14 protein-coding genes are annotated in these 15,152 nt (G+C 59.7%); 5 read left to right on the forward strand and 9 right to left on the reverse strand.

Annotated elements, in window-relative coordinates; genetic code table 11:
• Positions 1-172: 172 nt before the first annotated feature.
• From hpf to ACIOU6_RS23420, 4 genes are read left to right on the forward strand one after another with little or no spacing between them, the layout of a single operon-like run.
• Positions 173-481, forward strand: a complete 309-nt coding sequence (gene hpf, locus ACIOU6_RS23405; RefSeq protein WP_187676780.1) for a ribosome hibernation-promoting factor, HPF/YfiA family — start codon at positions 173-175, stop codon at positions 479-481.
• Between the two features lie 11 nt (positions 482-492).
• Positions 493-957: a PTS IIA-like nitrogen regulatory protein PtsN gene (gene ptsN, locus ACIOU6_RS23410; protein ID WP_221730038.1), complete on the forward strand. Its 465-nt coding sequence runs from the start codon at positions 493-495 to the stop codon at positions 955-957.
• Positions 958-959: 2 nt separating this feature from the next.
• Positions 960-1,817: an RNase adapter RapZ gene (rapZ, locus tag ACIOU6_RS23415; RefSeq protein ID WP_221730039.1), complete on the forward strand. Its 858-nt coding sequence runs from the start codon at positions 960-962 to the stop codon at positions 1,815-1,817.
• Positions 1,818-1,832: 15 nt separating this feature from the next.
• A complete protein-coding gene (locus tag ACIOU6_RS23420) occupies positions 1,833-2,108 on the forward strand; it encodes an HPr family phosphocarrier protein (RefSeq protein WP_221730040.1) in 276 nt (91 codons plus the stop codon).
• Positions 2,109-2,209: 101 nt separating this feature from the next.
• Here ACIOU6_RS23420 and pmbA read toward each other — a convergent pair whose 3' ends face one another.
• Positions 2,210-3,562 carry a metalloprotease PmbA gene (gene pmbA / locus ACIOU6_RS23425; protein ID WP_221730041.1) on the reverse strand — a complete coding sequence of 451 codons (1,353 nt, stop codon included), beginning with the start codon at positions 3,560-3,562 and terminating at the stop codon, positions 2,210-2,212.
• 102 nt (positions 3,563-3,664) lie between these two features.
• On the opposite strand from pmbA, the gene yjgA reads away from it, so the two are divergent.
• Positions 3,665-4,189 (forward strand): ribosome biogenesis factor YjgA, encoded by a 525-nt coding sequence (gene yjgA, locus ACIOU6_RS23430; protein WP_221730042.1) that lies wholly within the window; start codon positions 3,665-3,667, stop codon positions 4,187-4,189.
• A 51-nt stretch (positions 4,190-4,240) separates the two neighbouring features.
• On the opposite strand, the gene tldD is transcribed toward yjgA, so the two are convergent.
• The 8 genes from tldD to ACIOU6_RS23470 form a co-directional block, all read right to left on the reverse strand.
• Positions 4,241-5,683 (reverse strand): metalloprotease TldD, encoded by a 1,443-nt coding sequence (gene tldD / locus ACIOU6_RS23435; protein WP_034154473.1) that lies wholly within the window; start codon positions 5,681-5,683, stop codon positions 4,241-4,243.
• Between the two features lie 4 nt (positions 5,684-5,687).
• Positions 5,688-6,548, reverse strand: coding sequence for a carbon-nitrogen hydrolase family protein (locus ACIOU6_RS23440; RefSeq protein WP_401139030.1), 861 nt, complete (start codon positions 6,546-6,548; stop codon positions 5,688-5,690).
• A gap of 58 nt (positions 6,549-6,606) precedes the next feature.
• On the reverse strand, positions 6,607-10,413 hold the full coding sequence (locus tag ACIOU6_RS23445) for a YhdP family protein (RefSeq protein WP_401139031.1): 3,807 nt from the start codon (positions 10,411-10,413) through the stop codon (positions 6,607-6,609).
• Between the two features lie 75 nt (positions 10,414-10,488).
• Positions 10,489-11,946: a ribonuclease G gene (gene rng, locus ACIOU6_RS23450; RefSeq protein ID WP_221730045.1), complete on the reverse strand. Its 1,458-nt coding sequence runs from the start codon at positions 11,944-11,946 to the stop codon at positions 10,489-10,491.
• Positions 11,947-12,004: 58 nt separating this feature from the next.
• On the reverse strand, positions 12,005-12,601 hold the full coding sequence (locus tag ACIOU6_RS23455; RefSeq protein WP_221730046.1) for a nucleoside triphosphate pyrophosphatase: 597 nt from the start codon (positions 12,599-12,601) through the stop codon (positions 12,005-12,007).
• 37 nt (positions 12,602-12,638) lie between these two features.
• Positions 12,639-13,130 carry a rod shape-determining protein MreD gene (gene mreD / locus ACIOU6_RS23460; protein WP_221730047.1) on the reverse strand — a complete coding sequence of 164 codons (492 nt, stop codon included), beginning with the start codon at positions 13,128-13,130 and terminating at the stop codon, positions 12,639-12,641.
• Positions 13,130-14,236 (reverse strand): rod shape-determining protein MreC, encoded by a 1,107-nt coding sequence (gene mreC, locus ACIOU6_RS23465; protein WP_339431776.1) that lies wholly within the window; start codon positions 14,234-14,236, stop codon positions 13,130-13,132. The genes mreD and mreC overlap by 1 nt, the downstream gene beginning before the upstream one ends.
• Before the next feature lie 141 nt (positions 14,237-14,377).
• A partial coding sequence (locus tag ACIOU6_RS23470; protein WP_401139032.1) for a rod shape-determining protein occupies positions 14,378-15,152 on the reverse strand: 775 nt, incomplete at its 5' end.

Consider the following 15,152-nt stretch of genomic DNA (forward strand, 5'->3'; position numbering starts at 1 on the left):
CTGGAGGCACATGGCTTTCTGGTGGCTAGCCGAACCGTCGGCTAGTTACGCGAATCCGTTTGGTTCGCGCCTTCGAGCGAACGCAAGCGGTTGATGTAAGCCACGTTACAGCGTTCCAGTGGCAGGCTATCCAGCCTGCCGCTTTATGCACTGGCAACGAAGGAGAAGCTGTATGCAAGTCAACATCAGTGGACACCAACTGGAAGTGACCGAACCTCTGCGCACCTACATCAACGAGAAACTCGAACGATTGGAGCGCCATTTCGACAAGATCACCAACGTACAAGTCACGATGTGCGTCGAAAAGCTCAAGCAGAAAATCGAAGCCACCTTGCATATTCCCGGCAGTGAAGTGGTCGCCAACGCGGAACATACCGATATGTACGCCGCGATCGACGCCCTGACCGACAAGCTGGATAAACAACTCAAAAAGCATAAGGAAAAGACCCAGAGCCTGCTCCAGGGCGCTACCGGTCGATAACCCCCCACTCCATGATCCGACTTGAAAATATCCTGACCCCCGGCCGTTCTCTTGTGAACGTGCCGGGCGGCAGTAAAAAGAAAGCCCTCGAACAAATTGCCAACCTGATCGCTCGCGAAGTGCCGGCGCTGGAGATGCAAGATGTCTTCGAGGCCCTGATTGCCCGTGAAAAACTCGGTTCCACCGGTTTTGGCAACGGCATCGCCATTCCTCACTGTCGCCTCAAGGGTTGCGAGTCGCCAATCAGCGCCTTGATGCACCTTGAAGCGCCGATCGACTTCGACGCCATCGATGGTGCGCCGGTTGATCTGTTGTTCGTGCTACTGGTACCCGAAGCTGCCACCGATGCGCACCTGGAATTGCTGCGCCAGATTGCCAGCATGCTGGACCGCAAGGATGTGCGCGATAAATTGCGCAGTGCTTCGAGCAACGAAGCCTTGTACCAGGTCGTCGTGGACGAACAAAGCGGGCATTAATCATGCGCTTGATCATCGTCAGTGGCCGCTCCGGCTCGGGCAAAAGCACCGCACTGAATGTCCTTGAGGACAGCGGTTACTACTGCATCGACAACCTGCCGGCAGGCTTGTTGCCAGAACTGGCTGAACGCGCACTGATACACACTGAATTGGCACAACCGCTGGTGGCAGTGTCGATTGATGCGCGCAACCTGCCGAGCCATCTCTCGCGCTTCCCCGAGTTGCTGGAAGAAGTCCGCAGCCGCCACATCCAGTGCGATGTGCTTTATCTGGACGCCGACGAAGAAACCCTGCTCAAGCGTTTTTCGGAAACCCGTCGGCGCCATCCACTGAGCACCGCCAACCGCTCACTGGCCGAAGCGATCAGCGATGAAACCGCTCTGCTCGGCCCAATCGCCGATCTGGCCGATCTGAAGATCAACACCACCCACCTGAACCTGTACCAGTTGCGCGACACCATCAAGTTGCGCCTGCTCAATCAGCCTGAACCCGGAACAGCATTTCTCGTTGAGTCATTCGGCTTCAAACGCGGCATGCCGGTCGACGCAGACGTGGTGTTCGACGTGCGCTGCCTGCCCAACCCGTACTGGAAGCCAGAACTGCGCGCGCAATCAGGGCTCGATGCGCCGGTGGCCGAATACCTGGCGGCGCAGCCGGAAGTCGAGGAAATGTTCCAGGACATTTACGCCTACCTGCACAAATGGCTGCCGCGTTTCGCCGCGAGCAATCGCGCCTACGTCACCATTGCCATTGGCTGCACCGGCGGGCATCACCGCTCCGTCTACCTGACCGAACGCCTGGGTCAGGCCCTGCACAAAACCCTGAAGAACGTCCAGGTTCGCCACCGCGACCTCACTTAAAGGATTCACACCGCGATGCCTGCTCTGGAAATCGAAATCATCAACAAACTGGGCTTGCACGCCCGGGCGTCGGCCAAGTTCGTCGGGATTGCAGGTCAGTATCCGGATTGCACGATCAGAGTAGGCCGCACGCCAGAAACGGTGGTGGATGGTAAAAGCATCATGGCGATGATGATGCTGGCTGCCGGCAAGGGCACAAAAATCTATTTGAGTACTGAAGGACATCAGGAACAAGAAGCGCTGGATGCGTTGGTGGAGTTGATCAACAACTTCTTCGACGAAGGCGGCTGATCGTCAAACAATCAAAAAATCGCAGCCTCGGCAGCTCCAGGGCATAAAAAAGGCGCGCCACCCAATCGGATGGCGCGCCTTTTTTGTGTCGCGCGCGGGGCTTAGCTGCCCGCCACCGTCATCCGCTCGATCAACACGGAACCTGTGCGAATGTTGCTGCGCAGTTCCAGATCGTTACCGACCGCGACGATCTGCTTGAACATATCGCGCATGTTGCCGGCGATAGTCACTTCCTGCACCGCGAACTGGATTTCGCCGTTCTCGACCCAGAACCCCGCCGCCCCGCGCGAATAGTCACCCGTAACCATATTCAAACCATGGCCCATCAACTCGGTGACCAAAAGCCCACGCCCCATGCGTCGCAGCAGTGCGGCCTGATCCTCATCGCCATGGGTGACAAACAGGTTGTGTACGCCGCCAGCGTTGGCAGTACTCGGCATACCGAGCTTGCGACCGGAATAGGTGCCAAGGATGTACGACACCAATTCACCTTTTTCGACAAACGGTTTGGCATAAGTCGCCAGGCCATCACCGTCATACCAGGCGCTGCCCATGGCACGCATCAGATGCGGACGTTCGTCGATGGTCAGCCATTCCGGGAACAGCTTCTGCCCCAGCGTGCCTTCCAGGAACGACGATTTGCGATACAGACTGCCGCCGGATACCGCCGACAAGAAACTGCCAAACAAACCGCCTGCCAGTTCTGCAGAAAACAGCACCGGCACTTCGCAAGTCGGCACCGGACGCGCACCCAGACGGCTCGCCGCACGTTGTGCAGCGCGCTGGCCGATGCTTACCGGATCCGCCAGCAAAGTGCCCTGACGGTTCACGTCATACCAGTAATCGCGCTGCATCTGGCCGTCGGCCTCGGCGATCATCACGCAACTCAGGCTGTGTCGCGTCGACGCGTAGCCACCAATGAAACCGTGGCTGTTACCGTAAACGCGGCAGCCTTGATGTGTGCTGAGGGTGGTGCCATCGGCGTTCTTGATCCGAGCATCAGCATCAAATGCCGCCGCCTCACAGATCAAAGCCTTCTCGATGGCCTGCTCCGGCGTGATATCCCATTCGTGGAACAGATCGAAATCCTGCTGATCCTTGGCCATCAGCGCAGCATCAGCGAGGCCAGAAGCTTCGTCCTCGGACGTGTGCTTGGCAATGGCCAATGCGGCGGCAACGGTTTCGCGAATCGCGTCAGGCCCCGTGGCGGACGTGCTGGCAGAGCCCTTGCGCTGACCGACGTACAGCGTGATGCCAAAGCCCTGATCGCGGTTAAACTCGACCGTTTCGACTTCGCGCTGGCGTACCGATGTCGAAAGGCCCTGCTCCAGCGACACCGCCACTTCACAGGCACTGGCGCCCTGACGCTTGGCTTCGGCGATGATCTGCTCGACTTGTTCCTGCAGTGCCGGCAATGCCTGCGGGCCGACGCTTTGAACTGCACTCATGCTCATCTCCACTCAAATTCTGCTTTCGGCTGGGGCCATCGAGCGACCGGGCCGGACAAGCGGCCCCCGACTGGTTATCATGGCGGCGTTTCTTTGCGGACTGCCACCATGGTTGATTCTTACGACGACTCCCTCGATACGGGAGAAAAAAGCAAATCTCAGGTCAAACGCGAGCTGCATGCTCTGGTTGACCTCGGCGAGCGCCTTACAACACTCAAGCCTGACTTGATCGCAAAACTGCCGCTGACCGACGCCATGCGCCGGGCCTTGGCCGATGCGCCCAAGCACACCGCGAATATCGCGCGTAAGCGGCATTTGCAGTTCATCGGCAAACTGATGCGCGATCAGGACACTGACGCGATTCTGACTTTGCTCGATCAACTCGATGCCTCGACTCGTCAGTACAACGAGCGTTTCCACAATCTCGAACGCTGGCGTGATCGCCTGATCGCGGGCGACGATGCCGTGCTGGAGAAATTCGTCGTCGACTACCCGGACGCCGATCGCCAGCAACTGCGTTCCCTGATCCGTCAGGCTCAGCACGAGGTTGCGCAAAACAAACCTCCTGCTTCCAGCCGTAAAATCTTCAAATACATCCGTGAGCTGGACGAGACTCAACGCGGTCTGCGTTGATATTCGTCATCGGGTGGTCGCCCTGTGCGCCACCCGCAGCTTCACCCTTTCTTATGCGCCCGTGCCACCCACGGTGATCGCATCGATTTTCAGCGTTGGCTGTCCAACACCGACCGGCACCGACTGTCCATCCTTGCCACACGTCCCCACACCGCTGTCCAGCGCCAGGTCGTTACCGACCATCGACACCCGGCTCATCGCCTCAGGGCCGTTACCGATCAACGTCGCACCTTTGACCGGCGCGGTGATCTTGCCGTCTTCGATCAGATAAGCCTCGCTGGTGGAGAACACGAACTTGCCACTGGTGATGTCGACCTGACCGCCGCCGAGGTTGGCGCAGTAGATGCCTTTCTTCACCGAAGCGATGATTTCTGCCGGGTCGCTTTCGCCGCCCAGCATGTAGGTGTTGGTCATCCGTGGCATCGGCAGATGTGCATAGGACTCACGACGCCCGTTACCGGTGCGGGCCACGCCCATCAGGCGTGCATTGAGCTTGTCCTGCATGTAACCCTTGAGTACGCCGTTTTCGATCAGCGTGGTGCACTCGGTCGGCGTGCCTTCGTCGTCGACGCTCAGCGAGCCACGACGGCCGCTCAAGGTACCGTCATCGACGATGGTGCAGAGCTTGGAAGCAACCATTTCGCCCATGCGACCGCTGTAAGCCGAGCTGCCCTTACGGTTGAAGTCGCCTTCCAGACCGTGGCCGACCGCTTCGTGCAGCAGCACGCCAGACCAGCCCGAACCCAACACCACCGGCAAAGTGCCGGCCGGCGCCGGAATCGCTTCGAGGTTCACCAGCGCCTGACGCAGCGCTTCACGGGCATAGCCCATGGCGCGGTCTTCGGCGAGGAAATAACGGTAGTCGGTACGCCCGCCGCCGCCATGTCCGCCACGCTCGCGACGGCCATTTTGCTCAACGATCACACTGACGTTGAAACGCACCAGCGGCCGCACATCCGCCGCCAGGCCACCGTCGGTGGACGCCACCAGAATGCGTTCCCAGACCCCGGCCATGCTCACGCTGACTTGCTGGATACGCGGGTCGAGGGCGCGAGTGGCGACGTCGATGCGTTTGAGCAGTTCGACCTTCTCGGCACGGCTCAGCACTTCCAGCGGATTGTCCGGCGCATACAGTTGCGCAACGTCTTGGGTGGTGAATGCCTGCACCGTGCCGTTCTGCCCGGCGCGGGAGATCGAACGAGCCGCACGCGCCGCAGCGCCGAGGGCTTCAAGGGTGATCGCGTTGCTGTAGGCGAAACCGGTTTTCTCACCGGACTGCGCCCGCACACCCACACCCTGATCGAGGTTGAAGCTGCCTTCCTTGACGATGCCATCTTCCAGCGCCCAAGACTCGGAGATCTGACCCTGAAAATACAGGTCGGCGGCATCGATGCCCGGGCCGGCCAGATCGCCGAGCACGCCTTGCAGGCTCTCGATCGTCACGCCGCCGGGCGCCAACAGGTGATCACTGACTGAGGACAACAACTCGCTCATAGGTTTACGCCTTAAATTCGTGTTCTGAGGCAGGCCGCTGTGCGCCCTGCGAGAAAAACCGCCGATGACTCGTCACCGGCATCCGCGCCCTGATGGACGCTTGTTCATCGCTATCGCGTTCGGCCAACAACACCGCTTCTCCTTGATCCTGATGCGCCAGCACTCGGCCCCACGGGTCGATGATCGCCGCGTGACCGAAGGTTTCCCGCGGTCCCGGATGTATCCCGCCCTGCGCTGCCGCCAGCACATAACATTGAGTCTCGATGGCCCGCGCGCGAATCAGCACATCCCAATGCGCCGCACCGGTCACCGCGGTGAAGGCTGACGGTGCGGTAATCAACTCGGCACCGGCCGCGCGCAATTCGCTGTACAGCTCCGGGAAGCGCAGGTCGTAACACACCGTCAGACCGACACGGCCGACCGGCGTGTCCGCCACCACCACGCCACGGCCATAAGCATAGTCATCGGATTCGCGGTAACGGCCGCGATTGTCCGCTACATCGACATCGAACAGATGCAACTTGTCATACCGTGCAACGATTTCGCCCTGATCATTGACCAGCAGCGAGCAGGCATGTGGCTTGGCCTCTGGCTGATCCAATGGCGGCAACGGCAACGTACCGGCCACTATCCATAACCTGAGGTCACGGGCGGTCTGTTTCAACCACGGCAGGATAGGCCCTTCGCCCAATGCTTCGGCTCGACCGATGTCGGCGATGTCGCGACGGCCCATGGCGGCGAAGTTTTCCGGCAACACGGCCAGCTTCGCGCCACCGGCCGCCGCCTGCTCAAGCAGGCGACGGGCCTGGGCCAGATTGGCCAGCACGTCACTCTGGCTAACCATTTGAATCACCGCTAAAGACATGGCGAACTCCGCAAGAGGTAGGCGGCCATGCTACTCCATCGGTTCAGGGGCTGGCTGTTCAAAAAGGCTTGTCGAAAGTGATTTTGGGCTCTTTCCATGGCCCTTTGACGGTGTATTTCACACTGGCAAAGCGCGCCACACGATCACCGATCAGCTTGTCGATCAGGAACAGAGCACCACCGATCGCCGGTGCGCCAACGATCAGCGCGGCAATCGGCAGGTTGTTGGTCACAGGCAATGTCACCAGCAATTTGGCGTCAACCTGATCGGCGACCAGATCCAGCGTACCGTCCAGTTCGAAGTTGCTCGAAGGCCCGGTCAGACGTATGGGCTCGCGGGTCACATACACACCGTTGTTCGCCACCAACAGACCTTTGACCCGGTCGTAGCTCAAACCTTTGCCGAACAGATCGGAGAAATCCAGACGTAAACGCCGGCCGATGGCATTGAAGTTGAGCAAACCGAACACGCGCAATGCCTGGGTACCGCCCTCCACTTCGACAAACTGGCCCTTGTTCAGCGATGCATCAAGGGTGCCGGAAAAACGCTTGGTCGCCAGCCACGCGGGCGAGCCCGGCCAGCGGCCATCGACATCCATATGGAATTCTTCGCTGGTCACGCTCGGCGCAAAGCCCCAGCCCTTGAGGACATCGGCAAGGTTCTTGCCGCTAATCCGGCCTTTGAACCAGCTTTTGGTCGCACCCGGCGCCCCCTCCCAACCGCCATTGCCCTGCAACAGGATGCCTTTGAGGCCCATGTCGAGGTTATTCAGGACGATGCCTTTGCCGGTCGGGCGCACCTTGAGCGACCAGCCACCGACCAGGTCCTGGCCCAGGAACAGTTGATTGATGGTGATATCCAGCGCGGGGATTTTCGCAGGGTCAACCGACGCCAGCGGATCTGGAGAATTCTCGTCGGCCTGCTCCTCCGGATCCGGTGCCGGCAAACGCACATATTGAAGGTTCACCCCAATCGGTGTGTTTTTCGCGTCGGCAAGGCTGGCAGAGCCTTTGACCTGCTGACTGTCGAGCGCCAGGTTCCACGCCGCGGATTTACGATCGACCTGCACCGAGGCCTGATCCAGCGTGGTACCGAACGCCGTCAACTTGCCGACCTTGAAGTCAGCGCTACTGAGCAGTTGCTTGGCGCTGCCACCCGGGTCCTGCCCGGCGTACTTATTGAGCAGATCCTGCCACGGCGCGATATCAAGTTCCGACAGCACACCACGAATTCGCAAGCCCTTGGCGCTCGGCAGCACGGCTTCGCCTGCACCGAGGAACAGTTCACCGCGACCCTCGGCGAATTGGGTCGGCGGCGCTGTAAAGGTGAAATTGGCCAATTGATCGTAATTGACCCAGTAACGCCGCTCCTGCCCCTGCAGGGTCATGCGCAACACCGTGTCACGACCGACATCCGCCGCCATGCCGAACGGTGCCGGCAGATCGACCGCGACGCCTTTCATGCCGGAACTGACCATCAACTGGCTGTTGGCACCGTCCAGGTTCAGTTGCAACTGATAGGGAATCGTCCCGGACACTGGCAACGGCTGTGTCACACCCAGCCAGTCGGTGAGTTTCTTGACCTCGACCTGCCCCGATGCCGCGACCCGGGTTTTGAGCTTGCCGGGACTACCGTCGGCAAAAATTTGCGCGGTGACCGGTTTATCGAACGCTCGCGCCGCAATGTTCTGACCACTGAGGCCTTTGGCGCTGTCGAAACGGAAATCACCCTTGAGTTGAGTCAGTTCCAGCTTCGGCTCGGCCAGTTTCAGCCGCGCATTGGCAGTCTTGAAGTCGACCAGGATTTTCGGCTGATCGCCGCCCTTGTCCAGCGGGATATCCAGTTTGAGTTTGCCCTGCAGGTCGCCCGCACCTTCCCAGCCGGCGAACGTTTCACCCGTGCCAATCGGTGCGTCTTGAAGAATCTTCAGTCCGTCACCCAAACCGCCGGCAAATGCCCCATCAAGGAACATATGCGTATGTTGCCCAGCAGGCACATGGGGAATATTGACGAAAACGTCGCTGATCTGGGTGTCGAGTAATTGGCCCTTGCTGGCCAGAATTCGCACACCACTGTCCTCAATGAACACATCGCCACTGACCTTGCTCACATGCGGCCAGCCCGGCTGGAAGGCCAGTTCGGCGTCATGCACCTTGAAGAACAGACTGATGCTGCGGTCGGCGTCCCCTGCGTTCTTGCTCAGAGAACCTTGATACTGGAAGAAGCCCTGATCCACCGCGCCTTTCAGGATTGCCGTGCGCAACCACTCGTCGAGCGCCGGGCTGAGGACTTGCGGCAAGTACTTGGCGGTGTAGCGACCATCGCCATCGACCAGACCGACCCGCAGGTCCATGTAGTCTTCCTGGCTGTGATCAAAATGCAGGCGGATCAGGAAGTCGCCGGCAATCTTGCCTTCTTCGCCCAGTACCTTCAGGTACGGCGCGATCAGGGTGAAACCTTCCTTGTCGAGCTTCCAGGTCAGCCGGGCGTTGGCCTGAATGTATTGCCAGGGTTTGGCGAAAATCGGATCGAGGTGCAGGACGAAATCCTTGCTGTCCATGCGCAACTCGCCACCGTCGAGGTTGCCCGTCAGGCTACCGCTGACATTTCTTGCCGCCGGCGCACCGTGATAGGCGTCGAAACCGATGCTGTCGAGGTTGGCAGCGAAGCCAAACTTTGTGCCGTCAGTGGCATTCGGACGCAAATCCAGCAGCACGTTGCGTAGCCCGCCGGTCACTTTCAGGCGCTCGACCACCGTGGCAACCCCCTGCGGTAGCGGGCCCAATGCATTGAGGAGCGGTGTGATCGGCGTCAAATCGAGACGATCGGCCTGCAAATGCCAGCGTTCGTCGACCTTGTCGGTAGCGCGCGTCTGCTGGAGCTGCACGTGAGACTCCCAGCGGGTTTCACCGAAGTTCATCGCCAGCGAATCGAGGGTGACGGTTGCGCCATCGGCGCTGTTTTCGTAGTAGGCATTGAGCGCCAGATTGTTGATCTGGATCGGCTTGCGCTCGGCGTAAGCGCCGCTCAGTTGCGGGGCATTCAAACGCAGCGCCGCACTTTGCAAAGTGCCTTTAGCCCAGTTCACCCAAAGCTCGCCGCCGGCCTTGATCTCGGAGAAATTCCATTGCTGGGTCAGGCGCTCGGGCAGCCACTTCGACCAGTCACTTTGCGGCAGACTGACGTAGCCTTCCAAGGCGCTGTCCTGCCATTGGCCGGCGCGAATCCGCGTGCGCAGGCTCAGCGCGACCGGTTGGCCATCAGGTAAGGTCAAGCGTGCGTCGAGGCGTTGACGACTGGCACCGGTTTTCAGATTGAGACCAACATAGGTGAGGGTCATCGGCGCGTGATCCAGGGGCTGCAGGGTCACTTGGCTATCGAGGACAGACAACTGCCGAATCATTTGCGAGCGATTGAACAGTTGCTCCGCATCCAGAGGCTGATCCTTCTGCACCGGCAAGCCTTCCAGCGCCCAGCTGCCGTCCTGCGCTTCCTTGAGGCTGATTTTCAGACCATTGAGTTCCAGATGGGCGATACGCACTTCGCGAGCCAACAGGCTGGCCCAAAGATCCGGCACTGCCCGTACCCGATCGAGGCGCAAGGCATTGGCGCCCTCGCCGACCATCACGTCATGGGCCAGCAGGATCGGCGCAAATCCCCTCCAATTGCCCTCCAGTTCACCGATCTGAAGCGGCATACCGAGGGCAGCGCTGGCTTTATCTTCGATCTCGGCGCGGTACTCGGCCACCAGCGGCGTCAGTTCGCGGCCAAGGCTGACATACAACGCCATCAACACCAGAACCAACGCGCACAGGCTCAGCCCCCATCGGGTGAGTGCGGCCAGAATACGTGTCAGACGGTCCATGTCAGTTGGCTCCCATGGCAAAAAAACTGCGAAAAGCTGAGGCCAGCCGCTGTTGAAAAAGGGTGATGCAGGGTTTCAGAGCAGCACCACGTCGTATTGTTCCTGGGAATACATGGTTTCCACCTGGAAGCGTATGGTGCGGCCGATAAACCCTTCAAGCTCGGCGACGTTACCTGATTCTTCATCAAGCAAACGATCCACCACTTTCTGGTTCGCCAACACGCGATAACCCTCGGCCTGATAGGCCCGGGCTTCACGAAGGATCTCGCGGAAAATCTCGTAACAGATGGTCTCCGGCGTCTTTAATTTGCCGCGCCCCTGACAACTGCTGCACGGTTCGCACAGCACTTGCTCAAGACTTTCGCGGGTGCGCTTGCGAGTCATCTGCACCAGACCCAACTCGGTGATGCCGATGATGTTGGTCTTGGCGTGATCACGCTCCAGTTGTTTCTCCAGCGTGCGCAATACCTGGCGCTGGTGCTCTTCATCTTCCATGTCGATGAAGTCAATGATGATGATCCCACCCATATTGCGCAGGCGCATCTGCCGGGCAATCGCGGTGGCCGCTTCGAGATTGGTCTTGAAGATGGTTTCTTCGAGATTGCGATGGCCGACGAACGCGCCCGTGTTGACGTCGATGGTGGTCATGGCCTCGGCCGGATCGACTACCAGGTAACCGCCGGACTTCAGCGGAACCTTGCGTTCAAGGGCTTTCTGGATTTCGTCTTCGACACCGTACAGATCGAAAATCGGTCGCTCGCCCGGATAGTGTTCCAGACGATCGGCGATTTCCGGCATGAGTTCGGCGACGAATTGCGTGGTTTTCTGGAAGGTTTCCCGAGAATCGATGCGGATTTTCTCGATCTTCGGGTTAACCAGATCACGCAACGTGCGCAGGGCCAGACCGAGGTCTTCGTAGATCACGCTTGGCGCTGCGATGGTTTTGATCTGCTCGTTGATCTGATCCCACAGGCGTCGCAGGTAGCGAATGTCCATGAGAATCTCATCGGCCCCGGCACCTTCGGCGGCGGTACGCAGAATGAAGCCGCCGGCCTCTTTGATGCCTTCTTTGGCCACGCAGTCGCTGACCACCTGCTTGAGCCGCTCGCGCTCGGCCTCGTCTTCGATTTTCAGGGAAATACCGACGTGAGCGGTGCGCGGCATGTACACCAGATAGCGCGACGGAATCGACAGTTGCGTGGTCAACCGCGCACCCTTGGAGCCGATCGGGTCCTTAGTGACTTGCACTACCAGGCTCTGGCCTTCGTGCACCAGCGCGCTGATGCTTTCCACCGCCGGGCCTTCGCGCAAAGAAATTTCGGCCGCGTGAATGAAAGCGGCACGATCAAGACCGATGTCGACAAATGCTGCCTGCATACCCGGCAGCACCCGGACAATCTTGCCTTTATAGATGTTGCCGACGATCCCGCGTTTTTGCGTGCGCTCGACATGGACTTCTTGCAGCACACCGTTTTCGACCACCGCCACGCGCGACTCCATCGGCGTGATGTTGATCAGAATCTCTTCACTCATGGCAGGATCTCGTTCAGGCATGTTCACGATAATGGCCGCATCTGAATTCATACGACGCTCATTGCGCGTTCAGGTTTTGCCAACAGGGTATGCCGAAATGGCCCAACAGTTCTGCGGTTTCGCAAACAGGCAACCCGACCACCGCCGAATAGCTGCCATTGAGCCCCGCGACAAACACCGCGCCGAGCCCCTGAATACCGTAACCGCCGGCCTTGTCCCGGGGTTCACCGCTGGCCCAGTAGGCAGTAGCCTCTTCACTGCTGATCGGGCGGAACCGCACCAGACTGCGCACCACCCGCGACTCGCAATGCTGGTCTTCAAGCACCGCGATAGCGGTCAGCACTTCATGCTCCTTGCCGGACAACAGCATCAGCATGGCGCATGCGTCGGCTTCGTCCACCGGTTTGCCGAGAATTTTGCCGTTGAATACCACGGCGGTGTCGGCCCCCAGGACACAGCATGCCTGGTCGGACGCGAGCATACGGCGCCCGGCCTCGGCCTTGCCGCGTGCCAGGCGCTCAACGTATGCCGAGGGCGATTCTTCAGGGAGAGGGGTTTCATCAATGTCTGCGCTGATGGCGCAGAACGCAACGCCGATCTGCGTGAGCAACTCACGCCGACGCGGCGATCCAGAGGCGAGGTAAAGCGGCTTCATCAAAACATCTCCCTGTTCAGTGCCTTGCTTCACCGGATCAATTGATTTTGTAGCGCCGGCTCAACCCACGCAAAGCAAAGCTGACCCAAGGCCAAAGCAAGGCACTGACCAGTGCCGGCAGCAGCAGCGCCAGGGTCGGCTGACGGTTGCCAGTCAAAGCGCTGAGCCACAACTGTACGAGTTGCGCGAGGCCGAAAATCACCAGAATAACCAGACACTGCTGCCACATCGGGAACATTCGCAGGCGCTGTTGCAATGACAACACCAGGAAAGTGATCAACGTGAGGATGAGTGCGTTTTGCCCAAGCAACGTGCCGTAGAGCACGTCTTCACCCAACCCCAGACAGAACGCGGTGACCATGCCGACCATATGCGGCATGTACAGCGCCCAGAATGTCAGGAGCAAGGCCAGCCACAGCGGGCGAAGAATTTCCATGAATTGCGGCAGCGGCGACACGCTGAGCAGCATGCCGATGAGAAATGTCAGCCAGACGATCCAGCCGTTTCGCGATGCGGTAGCCCCGACCATTACTCTTGTCTCCCGGTGGTGGCCGGCGCGGCGACAGGCGGTTTGGCCGCTGGCCGGGCAGCAGGCTGGTTCGCCGGTGGTTTTGCAGCGGCGGGCGGTTTGTTCGCAGGTGGTTTCACGGGGGTAGCACCGGCAGCGGCGGCGGGCGTTGCAGGTGTGGCGGCAGGCGTTGCAGCCGCCGCGGGTGCGGTTTTGGGCACAGTCGCCGGCATCATCGGGCCACCGCCCTGCGCATCCAGATCCTCCTGCGCTTGCGCTGCATCGTTGGCGCGCTCTTCGGCGGTGCGATTGTCGCTGAATACCAGCAGCATGTAGCGGCTACGATTGAGCGCTGCCGTCGGCACCGCACGGACGATGGCAAACGGCTGGCCGGAATCGTGAATCACTTCTTTCACGGTTGCGACCGGATAGCCCGCCGGGAAGCGCTGGCCGAGACCGGAACTGACCAGCAGATCGCCTTCCTTGATGTCGGCGGTATCCGCCACATGACGCAGTTCCAGGCGTTCCGGGTTGCCGGTGCCGCTGGCAATCGCCCGCAGACCGTTACGGTTTACCTGCACGGGGATGCTGTGAGTGGTGTCGGTCAACAGCAATACACGGGAGGTGTAAGGCATCAACTCGACCACCTGCCCCATCAGACCGCGCGCATCGAGCACCGGCTGACCGAGGACCACACCGTCGCGCTCACCTTTATTGATGATGATGCGATGGGTGAAGGGATTGGGGTCCATGCCGATCAACTCGGCCACTTCGACCTTTTCGTTGACCAGCGCGGAGGAATTGAGCAACTCGCGCAGCCGAACGTTCTGCTCGGTGAGGGCCGCTAGCTTTTGCATGCGCCCCTGCAGCAGCAGGTTTTCGGTTTTGAGTTTTTCGTTTTCGGCGACAAGCTCGGTGCGGCTGCCGAACTGGCTGGCGACACCTTCCCACAAGCGACCGGGCAGGTCTGTGATCCAGTAAGCGTCCATCAGCACCAGCGACATCTGGCTGCGTGCAGGCTTGAGCAGACTGAAACGCGCATCGACCACCATCAGTGCGACCGAGAGCACGGCCAGCACCAGCAGGCGAACGCCCAACGAAGGGCCCTTGGCGAAAAGCGGTTTAATAAGCCGCTCCTCCCAGGCAAATGTTCTGTTTATTCATACGGCATCAAACCGGCCTGGATGAAGACTGACAGAAGATAAACGCCAACAGGCAGCACTGCAAAGTGCTGCCTGCGCGCTCACCCACGTATTGCAATCCGCGACTTATTCGCTGGAGAGCAGATCCATGGTGTGCTTATCCATCATTTCCAATGCACGGCCACCGCCGCGAGCAACACAGGTCAGCGGATCTTCGGCAACGATCACCGGCAGACCGGTTTCCTGAGCCAGCAACTTGTCGAGGTCACGCAGCAGCGCGCCACCACCGGTCAGCACCAGGCCGCGCTCGGCGATGTCGGAAGCCAGTTCCGGCGGCGATTGCTCCAGAGCGCTTTTCACCGCCTGAACGATGGTTGCCAGGGACTCTTGCAGAGCTTCCAGCACTTCATTGGAGTTCAGGGTGAATGCGCGTGGAACGCCTTCGGCCAGGTTGCGACCGCGAACATCGACTTCGCGAATTTCGCCACCCGGGTAGGCCGTACCGATTTCCTGTTTGATGCGCTCAGCGGTGGATTCACCGATCAGGCTGCCGTAGTTTCGGCGCACGTAGGTGATGATCGCTTCGTCGAAGCGGTCGCCGCCAACGCGCACGGATTCGGCATAGACCACACCGTTCAGGGAGATCAGTGCGATTTCAGTGGTACCACCACCGATATCCACGACCATCGAGCCGCGAGCCTCTTCTACCGGCAGGCCGGCACCGATCGCAGCGGCCATTGGCTCTTCGATCAGGAACACTTCACGGGCACCGGCGCCAAGGGCCGATTCACGGATGGCGCGACGCTCAACCTGGGTGGATTTGCATGGAACGCAGATCAGTACACGAGGGCTAGGCTGAAGAAAGCTTTTTTCGTGAACATTGTTTATAAAGTATTGCAGC

It is taken from the genome of Pseudomonas sp. NPDC087615, from assembly GCF_044743445.1.
GTDB classification, from domain to species: domain Bacteria; phylum Pseudomonadota; class Gammaproteobacteria; order Pseudomonadales; family Pseudomonadaceae; genus Aquipseudomonas; species Aquipseudomonas baetica_A.

Excerpts from the sequence above, each read along its gene's own strand:
- ACIOU6_RS23420 (WP_221730040.1), top strand. The coding sequence starts at position 1,833 with ATGCCTGCTCTGGAAATCGAAATCATCAACAAACTGGGCTTGCACGCC.
- ACIOU6_RS23440 (WP_401139030.1), bottom strand. The coding sequence starts at position 6,548 with ATGTCTTTAGCGGTGATTCAAATGGTTAGCCAGAGTGACGTGCTGGCC.
- ACIOU6_RS23455 (WP_221730046.1), bottom strand. The coding sequence starts at position 12,601 with ATGAAGCCGCTTTACCTCGCCTCTGGATCGCCGCGTCGGCGTGAGTTG.
- pmbA (WP_221730041.1), bottom strand. The coding sequence starts at position 3,562 with ATGAGCATGAGTGCAGTTCAAAGCGTCGGCCCGCAGGCATTGCCGGCA.
- rng (WP_221730045.1), bottom strand. The coding sequence starts at position 11,946 with ATGAGTGAAGAGATTCTGATCAACATCACGCCGATGGAGTCGCGCGTG.
- ACIOU6_RS23445 (WP_401139031.1), bottom strand. The coding sequence starts at position 10,413 with ATGGACCGTCTGACACGTATTCTGGCCGCACTCACCCGATGGGGGCTG.
- ptsN (WP_221730038.1), top strand. The coding sequence starts at position 493 with ATGATCCGACTTGAAAATATCCTGACCCCCGGCCGTTCTCTTGTGAAC.
- mreD (WP_221730047.1), bottom strand. The coding sequence starts at position 13,130 with ATGGTCGGGGCTACCGCATCGCGAAACGGCTGGATCGTCTGGCTGACA.
- hpf (WP_187676780.1), top strand. The coding sequence starts at position 173 with ATGCAAGTCAACATCAGTGGACACCAACTGGAAGTGACCGAACCTCTG.
- yjgA (WP_221730042.1), top strand. The coding sequence starts at position 3,665 with ATGGTTGATTCTTACGACGACTCCCTCGATACGGGAGAAAAAAGCAAA.
- tldD (WP_034154473.1), bottom strand. The coding sequence starts at position 5,683 with ATGAGCGAGTTGTTGTCCTCAGTCAGTGATCACCTGTTGGCGCCCGGC.
- rapZ (WP_221730039.1), top strand. The coding sequence starts at position 960 with ATGCGCTTGATCATCGTCAGTGGCCGCTCCGGCTCGGGCAAAAGCACC.